This is a genomic window from Flavobacterium zubiriense (assembly GCF_041729725.1).
In the GTDB taxonomy this organism is placed as follows: Bacteria; Bacteroidota; Bacteroidia; order Flavobacteriales; family Flavobacteriaceae; genus Flavobacterium; species Flavobacterium zubiriense.
On record NZ_JBCFQL010000009.1, the window covers coordinates 91,656 to 109,300 of the forward strand.

The 17,645-nt window shown below is 31.6% G+C and carries 16 protein-coding genes and 1 pseudogene; 10 read left to right on the forward strand and 7 right to left on the reverse strand.

Translation table 11 applies throughout. The annotated features are described in order from the left end of the window. Positions 1-118 precede the first annotated feature (118 nt). A complete protein-coding gene (locus AAGV28_RS09620) occupies positions 119-1,069 on the forward strand; it encodes a PhoH family protein (RefSeq protein ID WP_373406603.1) in 951 nt (316 codons plus the stop codon). A gap of 117 nt (positions 1,070-1,186) precedes the next feature. Further along, positions 1,187-2,002: an SDR family NAD(P)-dependent oxidoreductase gene (locus tag AAGV28_RS09625; RefSeq protein ID WP_373406604.1), complete on the forward strand. Its 816-nt coding sequence runs from the start codon at positions 1,187-1,189 to the stop codon at positions 2,000-2,002. A gap of 154 nt (positions 2,003-2,156) precedes the next feature. Here AAGV28_RS09625 and AAGV28_RS09630 read toward each other — a convergent pair whose 3' ends face one another. Beyond that, positions 2,157-2,345 (reverse strand): hypothetical protein, encoded by a 189-nt coding sequence (locus AAGV28_RS09630; protein WP_373406605.1) that lies wholly within the window; start codon positions 2,343-2,345, stop codon positions 2,157-2,159. 368 nt (positions 2,346-2,713) lie between these two features. On the opposite strand from AAGV28_RS09630, the gene AAGV28_RS09635 reads away from it, so the two are divergent. The 4 genes and pseudogenes from AAGV28_RS09635 (at position 2,714) to kdsB (ending at position 6,730) form a co-directional block, all read left to right on the forward strand. Continuing rightward, entirely contained in the window at positions 2,714-3,661 is a 948-nt protein-coding gene (locus AAGV28_RS09635; protein ID WP_373406606.1) for a DUF6807 family protein, read from the forward strand. Between the two features lie 185 nt (positions 3,662-3,846). Further along, a pseudogene (locus AAGV28_RS09640) lies at positions 3,847-4,473 on the forward strand (ISAs1 family transposase); the annotation flags it as partial. Between the two features lie 186 nt (positions 4,474-4,659). Further along, entirely contained in the window at positions 4,660-5,808 is a 1,149-nt protein-coding gene (locus AAGV28_RS09645) for an endo-1,4-beta-xylanase (RefSeq protein ID WP_373406607.1), read from the forward strand. Positions 5,809-6,004: 196 nt separating this feature from the next. Then, entirely contained in the window at positions 6,005-6,730 is a 726-nt protein-coding gene (gene kdsB / locus AAGV28_RS09650) for a 3-deoxy-manno-octulosonate cytidylyltransferase (RefSeq protein WP_373406608.1), read from the forward strand. Between the two features lie 137 nt (positions 6,731-6,867). Here the strand turns inward: kdsB and AAGV28_RS09655 are convergent, their stop codons facing one another. Together AAGV28_RS09655 and AAGV28_RS09660 are read right to left on the reverse strand one after the other, a co-directional pair. Next, a complete protein-coding gene (locus AAGV28_RS09655; RefSeq protein ID WP_373406609.1) occupies positions 6,868-7,533 on the reverse strand; it encodes a spermidine synthase in 666 nt (221 codons plus the stop codon). Between the two features lie 233 nt (positions 7,534-7,766). Next, entirely contained in the window at positions 7,767-8,237 is a 471-nt protein-coding gene (locus AAGV28_RS09660) for a helix-turn-helix domain-containing protein (RefSeq protein WP_373406610.1), read from the reverse strand. A gap of 313 nt (positions 8,238-8,550) precedes the next feature. Between AAGV28_RS09660 and AAGV28_RS09665 the strand changes: the two genes are divergently transcribed. The 4 genes from AAGV28_RS09665 to AAGV28_RS09680 all read left to right on the forward strand — a co-directional run bounded on the left by AAGV28_RS09665 (position 8,551) and on the right by AAGV28_RS09680 (position 13,477). Next, positions 8,551-9,705, forward strand: a complete 1,155-nt coding sequence (locus AAGV28_RS09665; protein ID WP_373406611.1) for a M14 family metallopeptidase — start codon at positions 8,551-8,553, stop codon at positions 9,703-9,705. 77 nt (positions 9,706-9,782) lie between these two features. Next, complete coding sequence (locus tag AAGV28_RS09670) at positions 9,783-10,262, forward strand: Lrp/AsnC family transcriptional regulator (protein WP_007139244.1); 480 nt, start codon at positions 9,783-9,785, stop codon at positions 10,260-10,262. 107 nt (positions 10,263-10,369) lie between these two features. Then, complete coding sequence (locus tag AAGV28_RS09675; RefSeq protein ID WP_373406612.1) at positions 10,370-12,952, forward strand: phosphoenolpyruvate carboxylase; 2,583 nt, start codon at positions 10,370-10,372, stop codon at positions 12,950-12,952. 9 nt (positions 12,953-12,961) lie between these two features. Beyond that, positions 12,962-13,477, forward strand: coding sequence for a DinB family protein (locus tag AAGV28_RS09680; RefSeq protein ID WP_373406613.1), 516 nt, complete (start codon positions 12,962-12,964; stop codon positions 13,475-13,477). Position 13,478: 1 nt separating this feature from the next. On the opposite strand, the gene AAGV28_RS09685 is transcribed toward AAGV28_RS09680, so the two are convergent. From AAGV28_RS09685 to AAGV28_RS09700, 4 genes are all read right to left on the reverse strand, one after another. After that, positions 13,479-13,955, reverse strand: coding sequence for a DNA-deoxyinosine glycosylase (locus AAGV28_RS09685; RefSeq protein WP_373406614.1), 477 nt, complete (start codon positions 13,953-13,955; stop codon positions 13,479-13,481). 2 nt (positions 13,956-13,957) lie between these two features. After that, the gene (recQ, locus tag AAGV28_RS09690; protein ID WP_373406615.1) at positions 13,958-16,084 is read right to left on the reverse strand and encodes a DNA helicase RecQ; all 2,127 of its coding nucleotides are present in this window, start codon (positions 16,082-16,084) and stop codon (positions 13,958-13,960) included. A gap of 82 nt (positions 16,085-16,166) precedes the next feature. Then, on the reverse strand, positions 16,167-16,568 hold the full coding sequence (locus AAGV28_RS09695) for a DNA primase (protein ID WP_373406616.1): 402 nt from the start codon (positions 16,566-16,568) through the stop codon (positions 16,167-16,169). 10 nt (positions 16,569-16,578) lie between these two features. Further along, complete coding sequence (locus AAGV28_RS09700; protein ID WP_373406617.1) at positions 16,579-17,550, reverse strand: deoxyhypusine synthase family protein; 972 nt, start codon at positions 17,548-17,550, stop codon at positions 16,579-16,581. Positions 17,551-17,645 lie beyond the last annotated feature (95 nt).

Here is a 17,645-nt window from a genome sequence, read left to right on the forward strand (position 1 = left end):
ATTCAAAAAAGCAAAAAAGAAAAAACAAATTCTAAATAGTAACCAAATAATACCTAGGTGTACCCACACTATGGACTAGATTTCTAATAGATTTAGTAATACTAAAAAACGATACCCTTTGAACGAAAGAATCATCGAGCTCATAGACATCGCTCCAAAAGAGTTTTGGGGCGCTCAAGACACTCATCTTGAAACCATTAAAAAGTACTATCCAAAATTAAAAATAGTTGCCAGAGGGACAACTTTAAAAGCATTTGGAGAAAAAGACATACTGGACGAGTTCGAAAGGCGTTTTCAAAGATTAATGCTTCATTTTACCCGCTACAACAATATTGATGACAATGTAATTGAGCGTGTGATTCTAGGAGATGCTCAAGATGAAAAAAGAATGAGTCCAAATGACAAAATTTTAGTCCATGGAGTAGGAGGTAAGATCATTAAAGCAATGACTCCTAATCAGCAATTATTAGTGGATACAATTAATAAAAACGACATGGTTTTTGCGGTTGGACCAGCTGGAACGGGTAAAACCTATACGGGAGTGGCCATGGCGGTAAAAGCATTGAAAGAAAAGCAGGTAAAACGTATTATTTTGACACGTCCGGCGGTAGAAGCAGGAGAAAATTTAGGTTTTCTTCCAGGAGACATGAAAGAAAAATTAGATCCTTACATGCAACCGCTTTATGATGCTTTGCGCGATATGTTGCCTAATGAAAAATTAGAAGATTATATTACCAAAGGAATTATCCAAATTGCACCATTGGCCTTCATGCGTGGACGAACCTTAGATCATGCTTTTGTAATTCTGGACGAAGCTCAAAACACGACCCATTCCCAAATGAAAATGTTTCTAACCCGTATGGGAAAAAACGCAAAATTCATGGTAACTGGAGATCCAGGACAGGTAGATTTGCCTCGAAGAACCATTTCGGGACTTAAAGAAGCGTTGTTGGTTTTGAAAGACATTGAAGGAATTGGAATCATTTATCTTGACGACAAAGACATTGTAAGACACCGATTAGTTAAAAAAGTAATTGACGCCTATAAATACACTGAAAACCAGGATTAAGCCGTATCAATTGCAATAACAATATCAAAACCAATTTGCAATAACAAAAAATATCAATTACAAAAGGACTACGGCTCTACTTTTAGACCGTAGTTTTTTTATGAAAAGCACCAAATATTGAAAAACGTAATTATAACAGGGGCATCAGGAGGTATAGGAAAAGAATTAGTACTATATTTTGCAGCAAACAACTGGAATGTTATTGCTACAATGCTTTGTTTAGAACATGGAAAAGAGTTGGAAAAAGTAAAAAATGTGTATCGTTATGTATTAGATGTAACTTCTACAGAAAGTATTGCAGCAGCAAGAGAACAAATTTTAGCCGATTTTAAAACCATCGATGTGGTTATTAATAATGCCGGAATAGGGTATAGGAGTTTTGTTGAATTTTCAGAAGATCAAGAAATTAACAATATAGTGAATGTCAACTGGCTAGGAGTAGTAAAGGTTTGTCGTGCTTTTACACCTGTGTTTAGAACACAAAACAAAGGACATTTTATTAATATTTCTTCTATTGCGGGCTTAGTCAATTTGCCGTTAGGCAGTTTTTATCATTCTACAAAACATGCGGTGGAGAGTTTCTCTGAATGTATGGCGTATGAATTAATGAATTTTAATATTAGCGTTTCTACGGTGCAATTTGGAAATACACCTTCTAATTTTCAAAAAAATGTAACCAAATGCAATGCAACACCTTTAAAATGTTACAACGAATTAATGAATAAAATAAGTAGTATAGTCGAAGGAAAAACCCAAAAAAATAAAGACCTAAACGAAGCTATAGTTACTAAAGTTTTAAAGGTTGCCGAAAATCCACCCAAAAATTTCAAACGCATTACGATTGGTTATGATGCTAATGCACTTAATGTTCTACATAATTTTCTAGGGTATCGATTGTTTGGAAGAATTATAAGGTATTCGATTTTTAGATAATTTAAAAGCTGTTAGTATAAATTAAAAGTAGCGTCACAATTTCAAAAGCGAAATTAATTATAAAATAAGAAAAGCCACTTTAAAAAACTAAAGTGGCTATCTATAAAAATTTATCAAACCCTAAAATGACAAATTCTATTTTTTATATTATGTATTAATCTATTTCTATTGCTACATTATCCATAAAAATTGCTGGCTCTCTTTCATTATGCCAATAATCAGCAAGGATACTCAATACAACATCTTTTAAACCATTAAATGAACTTTCTACTTCATGTTCATCGTCTTTTATAACTTCAATTAACAAATCATTTACTTTTTTAATTTTGTCTAAATTTGTCATAATGCAAAGTTTTTTTTGAAATTATTGTTCTTTTTAATTCGAGAATAAAAGTATAGAAATTGAACTTTTATGACAATACCCACTTTTAGTGATTTTTTAATAACTTTTTTATTAAAAAACAAGATTTATCTTATATATAGGTATTAAACACATAAATAGTCACTACTAATTTCTTTAATATTGTATTTAAATTTTACACAAAGCCCTAACGGCATTACTAAAAAAATAGCAAGCAATTAAATGAATTATAGTAGCAGTAAATCGGTATTTCAATTTTAAATAGCTTTAATGAGATGAGATATTTTCCGTGCCATTGCCAATCCTAAAAGAAGAGCCATTATAAACGAATATTTAAACGTAATAATAAAATGATTGTAATCAAAAAAGCAAGTCTAAGAATTGTAATTGTACTTTTGAGCCAAATTAGTTTTGCCCAAATCAATTTAAAAATTGAAAAGGATAAAAGTCATTTTACCGAAGGTAAAGACAGTATTTTAAGCTATCAAGCTTCGGAGAAATCAATTGATGGAAAATACATTCGTTCGAATTATATTCATCCTTTATATACTTTAGACGGCACAGTTTTAACCGAAGATTTTCCTGTAGATCATTTCCATCATCGCGGAATTTTTTGGGCTTGGCATCAATTGTATATTGGCGACAAAAGAATTGGTGACGGATGGGAAATAGAAAATTTCAAATGGGAAGTCACATCTGTAAAGGAAAAAAAACAAAAAGATGCCAGCAAAGCAATACAAACTACTGTTCTTTGGAAATCGCCTTTATGGAAATCCAAAAACGGAAAAGAGAAAGCATTTGTAAAAGAAAGAACAACTATCAAAGTCTATCCAAAACAACCGCATTATCGACTCATTGATATTGAAATTGCATTATTAGCACTCAAACCCAATATGAAAATTGGTGGCTCAGAGGATGAAAAAGGCTATGGCGGTTTTTCTCCTCGAATTCACCTGAGCGATGATATTGTATTTACGGATCCCACTGGAAAAATTACGCCAACTAACCTCCCGATTCCCGCCAGCGAATGGATGGATATTTCGGGTTCTTTAGGGAAAAATGGAAATAAAGTCGGACTTACTATAATATGTAGCCCTAAAAACCCAGGAGCTAAAAATCCCTGGATTTTACGCGCTAAAAAAAGCATGCAAAATGCAGTCTATCCGTTTCCAGGAGCAAAAGTAGTTCCGTTATCCAATAAAAAACCAACGGTGTTACGATATCGATTAATTATTCATAATGGCAATGCCAACAGCATTCCAATTGATGAAATTTATCAAGATTATGCTAAAAAATGATTGTATGTTATTAGTGCAAAAAAAATACCCACAGATTAAAATATTTTCACAGACTTCTTTAGCATCACTTATAAAATCTGTGGGAATCTATGAAACCTGTCTGCCGACAGGCAGGTCTGTGGCAAAAAAAAATATAAAAGAGCCATTGCAAATTATGTTTTTGCGATGGCTCTTTTATATAAGACATATTAAGAAACATCATAACCATTGACGCTATGGGAACACAAACCGATATAGTTGAGAAAATTATTAAAAAGGAAGCAGATTATATTTTAGCAGTCAAGGAGAATCAGAAACAACTTTTAGAAGAAATAAAAGATGAGTTTAAGTTTGCTAAAGAAATAGAAATAGACACCAATATTGACATCGGTCACGGAAGAATAGAAACTAGAAAATGTAGTGTGATCTCTAACTTTTTATTCATAGAAAACAAAGATGAAAAATGGAATAAATTAAGTCAAATTGTTAAAATAGAAAGCATTAGAGAATTTAAAAACAGCGATAAGCCTTTAGAAAAATCAACTCGATACTATATTTCTAGTTTAGAAAATAATGCTAATCAATATCAAAAAAATATTCGTTCACATTGGGGAATTGAAAACAAATTACACTGGATATTAGATGTTGGTTTTTCTGAAGACTCATCAAGAAAGAGAAACAATAACGCAGCACAAAATTATTCCGTATTATTAAAAATAGCACTAAATCTACTAAAAAATGAAAAAACAGAGAAACAAGGAATTGCGGGTAAAAGACTTAAAGCAGGTTGGAATGAAAACTACTTATTGAAAGTTTTAAATATTAAAGTATGAGTTTGCTCTGTTAAAATTTCGTTTATTTTTTGAAAATTGAAGAATTAAAACTAAGTTTACGCAATCGTTTGCATAAAGTTTCTAAAAGGTGTTTTAAGATCAAAAATTGAAGTATCTTGAAGTATTGATAATGAATTTTTTTGTAATCGAACCAATCAAACTAACCAACATAAATCAATCAAAAAAATGAAAAAAATCTCAAGCTATCTGTTTTTAGTGCTACTGATTTTGAACAGTTGTTCTCAGGACGAAGACACACAACTAGTAAGAAACACAACAAATCCGACAACACCAACAACTGCAAATTCTTTAAAGGAAGCTTATAAGCAGTATTTTTTATTGGGAACGGCTTTAAATAGGGGGCAAATACAAGAAACTAGTGCTAAGGCAACTACTCTTATTGCTAGAGAATTTAATGCGTTAACAGCCGAAAATGATATGAAATCGGCTTACATGCAACCCGTAAAAAACAGTTTTAATTTTACGGAATCGGATAAAATTATGGCTTTTGCTCAAAAACATAATATGTATGTTGTGGGTCACACTTTAATTTGGCACAGTCAGTTACCAAATTGGCTTTCGGCAATAACAGATGCTGTTGAAATGAATAAAGCAATAGAAAATCATGTTACAACTATTGTCAAAAAGTATAAAGGAAAAATTGGTTCATGGGATGTGGTAAATGAAGCAGTAGAAGACAATGGATCATTGAGAAAGTCTGTTTTTTTTAACGTTTTAGGAGAAGATTATATTGCTAAATCTTTCCAATTAGCAGCAGAAGCCGACCCTAGTGCTGAATTGTATTATAATGATTACAGTATGACAAACCCAACCAAAAGAGCAGGTGTCATCAGAATGGTTAAAAAAATTCAAGAACAAAATATCAAAATCGATGGAATTGGGATGCAAGGACATTGGCATATTGATAGCCCATCAATTGCAGACATCGAAAGTAGTATTATTGCTTACGCTAATTTAGGTGTTAAAGTTGCTATTACAGAACTAGATGTTTCTGTGCTACCTAGTCCATGGGGTCAACAAGGAGCTGATATTAATCAGAATTTTGAAAACAATCCTACGATGAATCCTTACCCCAACGTTTTACCAGATGCTATGCAAATTAAGTTAGCACAACGTTATTATAATATTTTCAAGCTTTTCTTAAAACATAAAGATAAAATTAGTCGCGTAACTTTTTGGGGTGTAAATGATGCTCAATCCTGGTTGAATAATTTTCCAATTCAAGGTAGAACAGATTACCCTTTATTATTTGACCGTGATTTTGAACCTAAAAAAGCCTATCAAGCCGTTATAGATGTTGCAAAAGAAAAATAATTTCGCCCTAAACCTAATTAAAAATCATATAGACCTCACTTTTTAGTGGGGTTTATTTTTTTTTAAGATTGAAGATTCAAGTTTAAAATCAAATAAATTGATTTTACAGAATTTGTTTCATTCTAATTTCTATCAAATTTAATTTTTAAAAAATATATCTTTGCGCCTTAGTGCCTTTATGGCAAACAGTCAAAACATGAAAATAATAGCAGTCATTCCCGCCCGTTACGCCTCAACAAGATTTCACGCCAAATTAATGCAGGATCTTGAAGGGAAAACAGTCATTTTAAGAACGTATGAAGCCGCAGTAAACACCCATTTGTTTGATGATGTTTTTGTGGTTACAGATTCCAATTTAATTTTTGACGAAATTATTGCTCATGGAGGAAAAGCCATTATGAGTATTAAAGAACATGAATCGGGGAGTGATCGAATTGCTGAAGCGGTAGAAAATCTGGATGTAGATATTGTAATCAATGTTCAGGGTGATGAACCTTTTATTAATGCCGAACCTTTAAAAGAGGTAATTGAAGTTTTCAAAAATGATTTGGATAAAAAAGTAGATTTGGCTTCGTTGATGTATGAAATCAAAGATCAGGAAGAAATCAACAATCCTAATAATGTGAAAGTGGTGGTGAACCAAAACAACTTTGCATTGTATTTTTCGCGTTCGGTAATTCCGTATCCAAGAGAACAAAATGTAGGTGTGCGATATATGAAGCATATTGGAGTATATGCTTTTAGAAAACAAGCCTTATTGGATTTTTATCATTTACCAATGAAATCTTTGGAAGCTTCTGAAAAATTGGAACAACTGCGTTACTTGGAATTTGGCAAGAAAATCAAAATGGTTGAAACAACTCATGCCGGAATTGGTATTGATACTAAAGAGGATTTAGAAAAAGCCAGAAAAATAGTTTAGATATTGAGTTAGCTTTTTTTGCCAAGAATTCACGAATTGAAAATAAATTTGTGACCCGAGCCATAGCTAATAGGTGAAGCAATTCGTGGCTTTATTTTATGCAGCTGCACTTTTTACTATTTTTGCTTAATTCAGTTTCAAACTAATTTTTCGATAACAATTAATTCGTTGTGATTTTCGACTCTTGGAATCGACTTTATAGTAAAATTTTCTTTTTTAAATTCGTTAATCAATTTCTTATTGCGAAGATTTTCAGATTTGTCTAAAAGCATTGTATTAAAAAGTATAAAACCTTTACTATTCAGTAGAAAACAAATTCGATCAATAAAAAAGGATTCGAAAAGAAAATTAGGCATTTTAGTATCCTGAAAAATATCAACCACAATCAAATCGTATTTTTTAGTAGTTTTCAAAACAAATTCAAAAGCATCATCAATTATAATTTGAAGTTGTGGAATTTCATTTAATTTAAAATACTGATTGGCCATTTTAATAATTTCCGAATCAATTTCAACTCCTGTTATTTTTCCTTTAAACGGAATGTCGTTAACCAAAGTTTTGATAACACTTCCGCCGGCAACGCCAAGGATCAAAATATGATCCATTTTTTTTATTTTGGCAAACCCAATATTTTTCAAGCCTAATTTTAAAATGCGTTGCAAACTACCATAAGAATAATTGGTGTTTAATGAATCCATCACTAAATTGCCATTCGCCCAAGTAATTTCTAAAGATTTGCTTACAGCCGATGTTTGGCTATGGATTTTTATAGGAAAGAAATAGCTGAGTAATCGTTTTAACATAAATAAGCGTTTACTCAAAAATAGTTTTTATATTTTAAAATTATACAATTTGATAATAAAAAAAAAGAAGCGAAAAAAGGTTTAATTTGTTGCTAAATATACTAACTAATAAAAGTATAATGTTCTGAATAAAAATGTGTAATATAGCATCATTTAAATAATTACTATAATGAATTAAAGTTAAGTTTTATTTGTTTCAGTTACCCTAAATGTAGAACAAAAAGCATTTAGGGCTATTTTTTTTGATTTGGATTAAAGGTTTTAAAAGTACCGTCTTTATAGAAAAAAACTATTTTTTCAATGTTGTCGTCAAAAATTATATTTTGTTTTTCCACTCTGTTTGTTCTATCAATATTCTTTTGTTCATCAGCAATATCCTCTGAAAACAAATCTTTATTCACTATAGGTTTAGGCGTTGAAATGTCATGGATAGGGCTAAAGTTGGCTGTGGGTTCTAATTCAGTTGGTTTTGAGCTGTTTTTAGGAAAACTTCCTTTACCGTTTAAAATCCAATACAAATCAACTTCTGGATATACGTCCAGAATTTTAAGGATAAAATCCAAACTGGGTTTGTTTCTTCCTGAAAGGAGATGAGACAAACTAGAGCGTTGCACACCAATTTTATCTGCGAATGCAGAAGCATTCACACCATAATAATCCAATATAATTTCGAGTCTTTTAATAAAATCGTCAGTGTTTACCATTGTGAACTATGATTAAAAATAAAGTATTTACAAATGTAATCAAAAACAGTTGATACAGCAAATTTACAGTTGTAATTAGCTAATAATTTGCTTTTAAATTTAACATTTAAGTTTAGTTAAACTGTTATAATACACTGAAATTAAATATTTTACATATCTATTTAAACAAGAGTAACATTTGTCAACTGATAGTATTATGGCTGGATTAAATAGCTAATAAATGTTGTTTACAGAATTAAAAAAAATGTGCTTTTTGTAGTTTACAAATGTAAAAATAAAGATGTTTACTTTTGTAAATCAAATATATTGAATTATGAATTTAGAGCAGTTGTTTCTTGATAACAAGGAAAAAACGATTGAAGGCAGGTATTTGACATTAGAGTCTATTGAGCCTATTTTGAAAAGAATTAATACAAATAAGCAACTTTCGGTTGTTGGAGAATCAGTCCAAGGAAGACCAATTTACAAGTATGTTATTGGTACTGGGAAAACTAAAATTTATCTTTGGTCACAAATGCATGGTAATGAAAGTACCACTACAAAAGCATTATTTGACTTTTTGAATGTATTGCATAACGGTTCTGATTTAGCAAAGGATTTGCTGGCGAATTTTACTTTTTGTTGTTTACCAATGTTGAATCCTGATGGTGCAACTTTATACACGCGTTCTAATGCAAATGAAATAGATTTAAATAGAGATTCTCAAAATCTTACCCAGCCTGAAAGTAAGGTATTAAGAGCGGTTTTTGAGGGATTTAAACCTGATTTTTGCTATAATTTGCACGACCAACGTACTATTTTTGGTGTTGCAGATACAGGTAAACCAGCAACTGTATCGTTTTTAGCGCCTTCGTATAATGAAGAAAGAGAAATAAACGATTCCAGGCAAAAAGCAATTAACTTGATTGCGGGAATGAATGCGGTTTTACAAGAGTTTATTCCTGGGCATATAGGACGATTTGATGATTCATTTAATATTAATTGTATTGGAGATACTTTTCAATATTTAGGGGTGCCAACTATTTTGTTTGAAGCGGGACATTATCCTAGAGACTATGAAAGAGAAATTACCCGAAAATATATTTTCATAGCTTTGGTTTCAAGTTTTAAGATGCTTAACGAAAACGTTATAGAAATTAATAGAACCGATGATTATTTGAATATTCCTCAAAATAAAGTCGTTTTTTATGATTTTATATACAAAAACATTAAAATAAATTATGACGGTAATGAAAAAATAACGAATTTTGCTGCACAGTATAAGGAAGAGTTGGTTAATGGAAACATTAATTTTAATGCTTATATTGCTAAGGTTGATGATTTAGAAGTTTTCTTTGGTCACGAAGTATTTGACGCTCAGGGGGCTATGTACGAAGATCAAGATGAAAATTTCCCGAAATTAGATCAAAAAGCAAATTTTTGTTTGAATAAAAAACTTAATTTTGTTAACGGATTGATAAAAAAATAATTTTTTGTACGACTTTATCATTTTTATGTATATTTTTATGCTTTAAAATGATAATTAATAATATAATTAGATAAAATATGAGTAAGTTCCGTTTAGATGAAGTAGATCATCAGATATTAGACATGTTGATAGACAATACGAGAGTTCCGTTTACGGATATTGCTAAAAAATTATTAATTTCAGCTGGAACAGTGCATGTTAGAGTTAAGAAAATGGAAGATGCTGGAATTATAATGGGATCTTCACTGGTTCTTGATTATGATAAATTAGGCTATTCGTTTATAGCTTATGTGGGTGTCTTTTTGAATAACACTTCTCAAACTAAGTTTGTTTTACAACGCATTAACGAAATTCCATTCGTTACTGTTGCTTCTGTAACAACAGGAAAATTTAATATTTTCTGTAAAATTAGAGCAAAAGATACTAAACACGCGAAGGATGTAATCTTTATGATTGATGATATTGATGGTGTTTACAGAACTGAAACTATGATTTCTCTTGAGGAAAGTATCAACGATAAAAAGCGTTTGATGCATACTATCTTCAAAAATATGTAATTGACTTGAATGGTTTATAAAAATAGTACCTCAAGTTGACTCTTGGGGTTATTTTTTTTCAAAAACAACAATACAACATAATTAACTAAATAAATTCAACATAATTTATGTACACGCTCCCAAAAATAGAACGTTTTAATCAAAATGTTCTCTCTAAATATAATATTTATAATAGCGTTTTCATCACTTTGCCTTTTGATTCTATAGATAATACAGGTGCTTTATTGCCTTTATTTACAGATGTTTGTGAGACAGGTTTTAAAAAGATGGAAACACCCAAGGAAATTTTCGATTTTTTCTCAAATAAATACTTACACACTGATGTAGAAGCTGATAAAATCGACTTAATGTTTCGTTTTATTCAGTATATCGAACGTCAAATTGTATTATTTGATGCTGTAGAAGATGCGGCTTTTCCTATTGTAAATAATATGGAAGGACGTGGTTCTTTAAGAGACATTAAAGAAAAATCGGATGCTAGAGGTAAAAACGAGGAGTTAGTTGAATTTTTAGAGAATTTTAATGTAAGACCAGTTTTAACAGCGCATCCTACACAGTTTTATCCTGGTGCAGTTTTAGGTATTATTAATGACTTAACCCAAGCAATCCGCGATAATAATTTACTTCAAATTAAGCAACTTTTAGCACAATTAGGAAAAACTCCATTTATAAAAAATGAAAAGCCAAATCCTTTTGATGAGGCGGTAAGTTTAATTTGGTACTTAGAAAATGTGTTTTATAACACCGCTGGTGATATGATGCATTACTTAGAAACAAATATTTCTGATGGTAATATTAAAAACCCTATTATTCAACTTGGTTTTTGGCCAGGAGGAGATAGAGATGGTAATCCATTTGTGACTACAGATATTACTTTAAAAGTAGCCGATCGATTGAGAACTTCTATTTTAAAATGTTATTATTTTGAAATGAGAAATTTAAAAAGAAAGCTAACTTTTTCTGGTGTCGATGTTTTAGTTGCCGAATTAGAAAATAAATTATACCGTTCAGTTTTTTATTCCAGAGGCGAAATTTACATCACCTTAGAGGAATTTAAATCGCAGTTAAATAAAATTAAAACCATTATTGTTGAGCAACATCAATCCTTATATGTTGATGAATTAGAAGCTTTACTTATTAAAATAAACTTGTTTGGATTCCATTTTGCTACCTTAGATATTCGTCAAAATAGTAAAATTCACGATGCTGTATTTAAGGATATTTTTGATTATTATCTTACAAACGGTAAAGATATTTTTCCTAAAAACTACTATGAGCTTTCTGAGGCCGAGAAATGTGAGGCTTTAACACAAGCTAAAGGAAACCTTCTTTCTTCTGATTTTGAAAATGAAATGACTAAATCAACCATTGAGTCTATTCAAGCCATTAAACAAATTCAAGAAAGCAACGGTGAGTTAGGAGCAAATCGTTACATTATTAGTAATAACGAAAATGCTGTGAATGTTTTGGAAACTTTTGCTATGATTCGTTTGACTGATTGGGAACATCCTTCAGTTGATATTGTGCCTTTGTTCGAATCTGTAGATGATTTGCAAAATGCACATAATGTAATGGAACAATTGTATACAAACCCTGTTTATGCTGAACATTTAGCAAATAGAGGAATGAAGCAAACTATTATGCTTGGATTCTCAGATGGTACCAAAGACGGTGGTTATTTAATGGCTAACTGGAGTATTTATCAAGCTAAAGAGGCGTTAACTGCCATGTCTAGAAAATATGGTGTTAAAGTAATCTTTTTTGATGGACGTGGTGGGCCACCTGCTCGTGGAGGAGGAAAAACGCATAAATTTTATGCTTCTTTAGGACCAAATATTGAAAATAAAGAAATTCAAGTAACAGTTCAGGGACAAACGATTAGTTCTAATTTTGGAACTTTAGATTCCTGTCGTCATAACTTAGAAAATTTATTAAGTGCAGGAGTAACAAATCATGTGTTTAATAAAGATTTGAATAAATTATCTGATGAAGATAAAGCGGTAATGAACCAATTATCTGATTTAGGTTATAAAAAATATTTGAGTTTTAAGAATCATGATAAGTTCATTCCGTATTTAGAGAAAATGAGTACGTTGAAATATTATGCAAAAACGAATATTGGAAGTCGCCCTTCTAAAAGAAGTAAATCTGAAAAATTAGATTTTAAAGATCTAAGAGCTATTCCATTTGTGGGTTCTTGGAGTCAATTAAAACAAAATGTTCCGGGTTTTTATGGTGTAGGAACGGCTTTAAAATATTTTGAAGAGACTAATCAATGGGATAAAGTTCAAGACTTATACAATAGTTCTATGTTCTTTAAAACTTTGTTAGAGAATAGTATGATGTCATTGGCAAAATCATTCTTTCCATTAACAGCATACATGAAAAATGATCCTGAATTTGGAGAGTTTTGGCAAAATATCTACGATGAATTTTTGGAAACCAAAAGATTATTGTTAAAAATTGCTGGTCATCAACAATTGATGGAAAATTATCCTGATGGAATGGCTTCAATTCAAATTAGAGAGCGTATTGTATTGCCATTATTGACTATTCAACAATATGCTTTGTTGCGAATTAACGAATTGAACAAAGAAAGTGTTCCAGATGATAAATTAATTAAAGTGTACGAGAAAATCGTAATGCGTTCATTATTTGGAAACACAAATGCAAGTAGAAATTCAGCTTAATATTCAATTATGAAGCAAACTGATATTCCAGAAAACGAATATTCCTTATTTAATGCTACTTACATAAAAGCTGCAGGAGATGGAGATTTATATGAAGACTTAGAAATAAGTCTTCATGATTTTATTCGTTTTGTTCAGGATATTCCAATGGATAAATTTGATTACCGTTATGCCGAAGGCAAATGGACGATCAAAGAAATTATTCAGCATATTATTGATACCGAACGTATTTTTAGTTATCGTGCTTTGCGAATTTCAAGAAATGACAAAACACCATTACCTGGATTTGAAGAAAATGATTACGCATTAAATACCAATGCGAATGACAGACATTTACAAAGTTTATTAACCGAGTTGTCCATTGTTCGTCAAAGTACTTTGGCACTTTTTAAGAGTTTTTCAGAAGAACAATTAAGAAGAATTGGAATTGCTTCTAATCATGAAATTTCAGTGCGAGCAATAGGCTTTATTATCATTGGGCATCAAAAACACCATCAAAAAGTTTTTCAGGAAAGATACCTATAGATTATTCAAAACAAGTTGACCAAATTTCCAACTTGTTTTCAAAAGACATCGTATTTGCGGGACTTGTAGAAGGCATTACATAATAAGTAATGCCTTTTATTTGCCCGAAATTTTTAATAAAATAGCGGTGACTTTCTTTTCCGTTAAAGATGATTTTTTTGATATTTGGATATTGTTTAAATAAGTTTTCGAAATCATTTGGTTTATGATTCTTGATGTGAATATCTAAACTTCCTTTGCGTTCACAATTTTCCAGAACATCCCAGATTCCAATTTTATTGGTTTGTAATAGTTTTATTTTTTCTTCGAAAACGGTAGCAACAGCTAATTCGTTAAATAATGTATAGATTATTTTCCAGAAATGATTGCGAGGATGTGCATAATATTCTTGTTTTTCTAATGAAGCAATTCCGGGCATGGTTCCAAGAATTAGAATTTCGGTTTCAGAGTTTACAAAAGGAGGAAAGGAATAAATCATAATTAGTTATTGTTTTCTTCTTTCTCAAGAATTGCTAAAGCTAGTCTAATTTTTCCATAATCTATTTTTTCTTCAAAATAATCAAAATAAGGTTTTAAAGCAGCAGGTTTTTCTAGTTTTACACGAGCTGCTGCTATTAAATTCACTTCTTCTTCTGAAATAAATTGATGTAAATCAATTGCTGCTCCGTCTAAATATAGTTTTGCCAAATGTGACATAATAGTACTAAGACCTAATTTTCGTTTAGCAGCAATTTCTTCAGTTGAAAAACCATCTTGGTATAACGCTAAAGTTTCTTTGTAAGTACTAGATTCTTTTTTATCCCGAAGCTTCGGGATTATTTTTTTGTCTTTATGAAAAGCAATTATGGTTTTGATAAACGCATTGCCGTATTTATCTAACTTGGCCTTTCCAACACCATCAATTGTAATAAGTTCATCTTCACTCATCGGACGATTGATTTCCATTTGGCGTAAAGCTGCATCGCTAAAAATCACATAAGCAGGAACATCTTCTTCTTTAGCTAGTTCATAACGCAATTTGCGTAAACTTTCAAACAAAGAATTGGCTACTACTTTTGTTTTAGTTTCCTTGGCTTCCGTTTTACTAATATTTACTTTTTGTACGGTGTTGAGTTGTACTTTCTCTTTTTCGAAAAGTACTTTTCTTGCCAAAGGAGTTAGTTTGATTTTATTTTGCTGGTGGAAAGCAATTTCGCAATAACCTAAATTAATCAATTGAATCAGGTATTGGTTCCAGTCGTGCCAAGAGGTTTCAATGCCTACACCGTAAGTTTTTAAATTTTGATATTCTTTTTCGTAAATGTATGCGTTTTTAGAACCTCTTAAAAAATCGACTATAACAGGCAAAGGTTCGGATTCCTGAAGTCTAATGATAGCCGAAAGCGCTTTTTGAGCAATGATAGTTCCATCAAAAAAGGCGGGTGGATTTTTGCAAATATCACAGTTGCCACAATTTTCGGTTACAATTTCGCCAAAATAAGAAAGCAATATTTTTCTACGACAACTCAGTGCATCGGTATATTGTTTCATTCTTTCGAGCTTTGCCAATTGGATTTCGGAATTTTGTCCCTGAGAAGCAAATTTTTGCAACTGAATCAAATCGCCATAACTTTCGAATAAAATAGTTTCCGAATTCAAACCGTCACGACCTGCACGACCAATTTCCTGATAATAACCTTCAATGTTTTTAGGTAAGTTGTAATGAATGACCCAACGTACATTCGATTTGTCAATTCCCATTCCAAAGGCAATTGTGGCGCAAACCACCTGACATTGGTCGTTAATAAATTCATCTTGGGTTTTAGAACGAAGTCCGCTATCTAAACCAGCGTGATATGCTTTGGCATTGATACCTATTTTGCTAAGTTTTTCGGCAAGCTCTTCAGTTGTTTTTCGGCTCAGGCAATAAATAATTCCAGATTCGTTTGGTTTAGATTCGATGAAATCTATTATCTGTTTGACTCTGTCTAAAGCTGGACGTACTTCTAAGCTTAGGTTTTTTCGATCAAAAGAAGAAATAAAAACAGCTGGTTTACGTAAGTTTAATTGATTGCTAATATCTTGACGTGTAGCTTTATCGGCAGTAGCAGTTAAAGCAAGAATTGGAGTAGCAGGGAAGCGGTTTTTTAGATAACCTAAGTTAGTATAAGCTGGTCTAAAGTCATGTCCCCAAGACGAAATACAATGTGCTTCGTCAATGGCAATGAGACTAATTTTTATCGAATTGAAAGCATTTTCTAAATAAGATAAACTTTCGGGCGCAATGTAAACTAGTTTTACTTTGTTGTTTTTTAGATTTTCAATATGTTGTTGCTGTTCGGCTTCGGTTTGCGTGCTGTTGATAAAACAAGCTGCAATTCCATTGGCTTTTAAACTATCTACCTGATCCTTCATTAACGCAATAAGTGGCGAAATGACAATGGTAATTCCAGAAAATAATAATGCTGGTAATTGAAAACAAATGGATTTTCCACCACCTGTTGGCATGATCGCTAAAGTATCATTGCCATTTAATATCGTATTTATAATTTCTTCCTGATGGGCTCTGAATTTTTCAAATCCAAAATTTTCTTTAAGTGTTTGGTGTAAGACTTGGGAAGTAATCATTTTTAGGGATGCTAATTAGGTTTGTGTTTTAGAGATAAAAAAAGGAACTCTTTTTGGAGCTCCTTTTTTATGTTGTTATGAATTAATCTTCATCTTCGTCGTCTTCATCATCAGCAATGTCTTTATCATCACCATCTTCATCTTCGTCGTCTAACTCAGGTTTGTCAAGATTGTCATCGTCTTCGTCGTCATCGTCACTAATATCGTCATCAAGATCCAAACCTTTTATTGGAGTGATTGGTTCGATAACATCATCGATTTCATCATCTTCGTCAAAATTTTCGATTCTATCAGCAAGTTTAGTACTTACTTTTACTAAATAAGCTGTGTCTTCAGTGCGAACTTCAACGGCTTCTATTAATTCGTTTTTAGCATTTCTAAAACGAATGATATCTTCGTCGTCATATCCATCAGGAAATTTTTCAACCAATAAGTTTAAAATTTCGTTTGTCAGCTTAGCGTACTCAACAATAACTCTTCTCATAAAAATGGTATTATAGATCTAATAAATAAGCAAAAATTAATGGCGCTACAATGGTAGCATCTGATTCAATGATAAACTTAGGTGTTTTTATGTCTAATTTTCCCCAAGTAATTTTTTCGTTAGGAACTGCTCCAGAATACGAACCATAACTGGTTGTAGAATCTGAAATTTGGCAGAAATAACTCCAAAACGGAATATCGTGCATTTCCATATCCTGATATAGCATAGGAACCACACAAATAGGGAAGTCTCCTGCGATACCACCGCCTATTTGGAAAAATCCAATACCATTGCTGCTGTTTTTTGGATACCAATCCGCTAAGAAAGTCATGTATTCAATACCTGATTTCATAGTTGATGCTTTCAATTCTCCTTTAATTACATAAGAAGCGAAAATATTTCCCATTGTGCTGTCTTCCCAACCTGGAACAATAATAGGTAAATTTTTCTCAGCTGCAGCATACATCCAGCTATCTTTCAAGTCAATTTCGTAATATTCTTCTAATACACCTGAAAGTAACATTTTGTACATGAATTCATGAGGAAAATAACGTTCTCCTTTGTCATCCGCATCTTTCCAGATTTTGTAGATGTGTTTTTGTAATCTACGGAATGCTTCGTGCTCAGGAATACAAGTATCTGTTACACGATTTAATCCTCTTTCTAATAAATCCCATTCGTCCTGAGGCGTTAAATCACGGTAGTTAGGTACTCTTTCATAATGAGAATGTGCTACTAAATTCATGATATCTTCTTCAAGATTTGCTCCAGTACAAGAAATAATTTGAACTTTATCCTGACGTATAATTTCGGAGAAGATTTTTCCAATTTCTGCTGTACTCATTGCACCAGCCATACTTACCATCATTTTAGCACCATTAGCTAATTGTTGTTCGTAAGCTTTTGCGGCATCGACTAAAGATGCAGAATTGAAATGTAAATAATGCTTTTCAATAAACTGACTGATTGGTCCTTTACTCATTTTAAGGGGTTTAAATATTTTGTAAAATTATTGTATTTGAATATAAATGCGCTCAAATATAATCAAATTATAAATTTACTAATTGTGTGTTTTGT

What these genes read in the sequence shown, in the direction of transcription:
- AAGV28_RS09630 (WP_373406605.1), bottom strand. Translation starts at nt 2,345, where the DNA reads ATGACAAATTTAGACAAAATTAAAAAAGTAAATGATTTGTTAATTGAA.
- AAGV28_RS09635 (WP_373406606.1), top strand. Translation starts at nt 2,714, where the DNA reads ATGATTGTAATCAAAAAAGCAAGTCTAAGAATTGTAATTGTACTTTTG.
- AAGV28_RS09645 (WP_373406607.1), top strand. Translation starts at nt 4,660, where the DNA reads ATGAAAAAAATCTCAAGCTATCTGTTTTTAGTGCTACTGATTTTGAAC.
- kdsB (WP_373406608.1), top strand. Translation starts at nt 6,005, where the DNA reads ATGAAAATAATAGCAGTCATTCCCGCCCGTTACGCCTCAACAAGATTT.
- AAGV28_RS09655 (WP_373406609.1), bottom strand. Translation starts at nt 7,533, where the DNA reads ATGTTAAAACGATTACTCAGCTATTTCTTTCCTATAAAAATCCATAGC.
- AAGV28_RS09660 (WP_373406610.1), bottom strand. Translation starts at nt 8,237, where the DNA reads ATGGTAAACACTGACGATTTTATTAAAAGACTCGAAATTATATTGGAT.
- AAGV28_RS09665 (WP_373406611.1), top strand. Translation starts at nt 8,551, where the DNA reads ATGAATTTAGAGCAGTTGTTTCTTGATAACAAGGAAAAAACGATTGAA.
- AAGV28_RS09670 (WP_007139244.1), top strand. Translation starts at nt 9,783, where the DNA reads ATGAGTAAGTTCCGTTTAGATGAAGTAGATCATCAGATATTAGACATG.
- AAGV28_RS09675 (WP_373406612.1), top strand. Translation starts at nt 10,370, where the DNA reads ATGTACACGCTCCCAAAAATAGAACGTTTTAATCAAAATGTTCTCTCT.
- AAGV28_RS09680 (WP_373406613.1), top strand. Translation starts at nt 12,962, where the DNA reads ATGAAGCAAACTGATATTCCAGAAAACGAATATTCCTTATTTAATGCT.
- AAGV28_RS09685 (WP_373406614.1), bottom strand. Translation starts at nt 13,955, where the DNA reads ATGATTTATTCCTTTCCTCCTTTTGTAAACTCTGAAACCGAAATTCTA.
- recQ (WP_373406615.1), bottom strand. Translation starts at nt 16,084, where the DNA reads ATGATTACTTCCCAAGTCTTACACCAAACACTTAAAGAAAATTTTGGA.
- AAGV28_RS09695 (WP_373406616.1), bottom strand. Translation starts at nt 16,568, where the DNA reads ATGAGAAGAGTTATTGTTGAGTACGCTAAGCTGACAAACGAAATTTTA.
- AAGV28_RS09700 (WP_373406617.1), bottom strand. Translation starts at nt 17,550, where the DNA reads ATGAGTAAAGGACCAATCAGTCAGTTTATTGAAAAGCATTATTTACAT.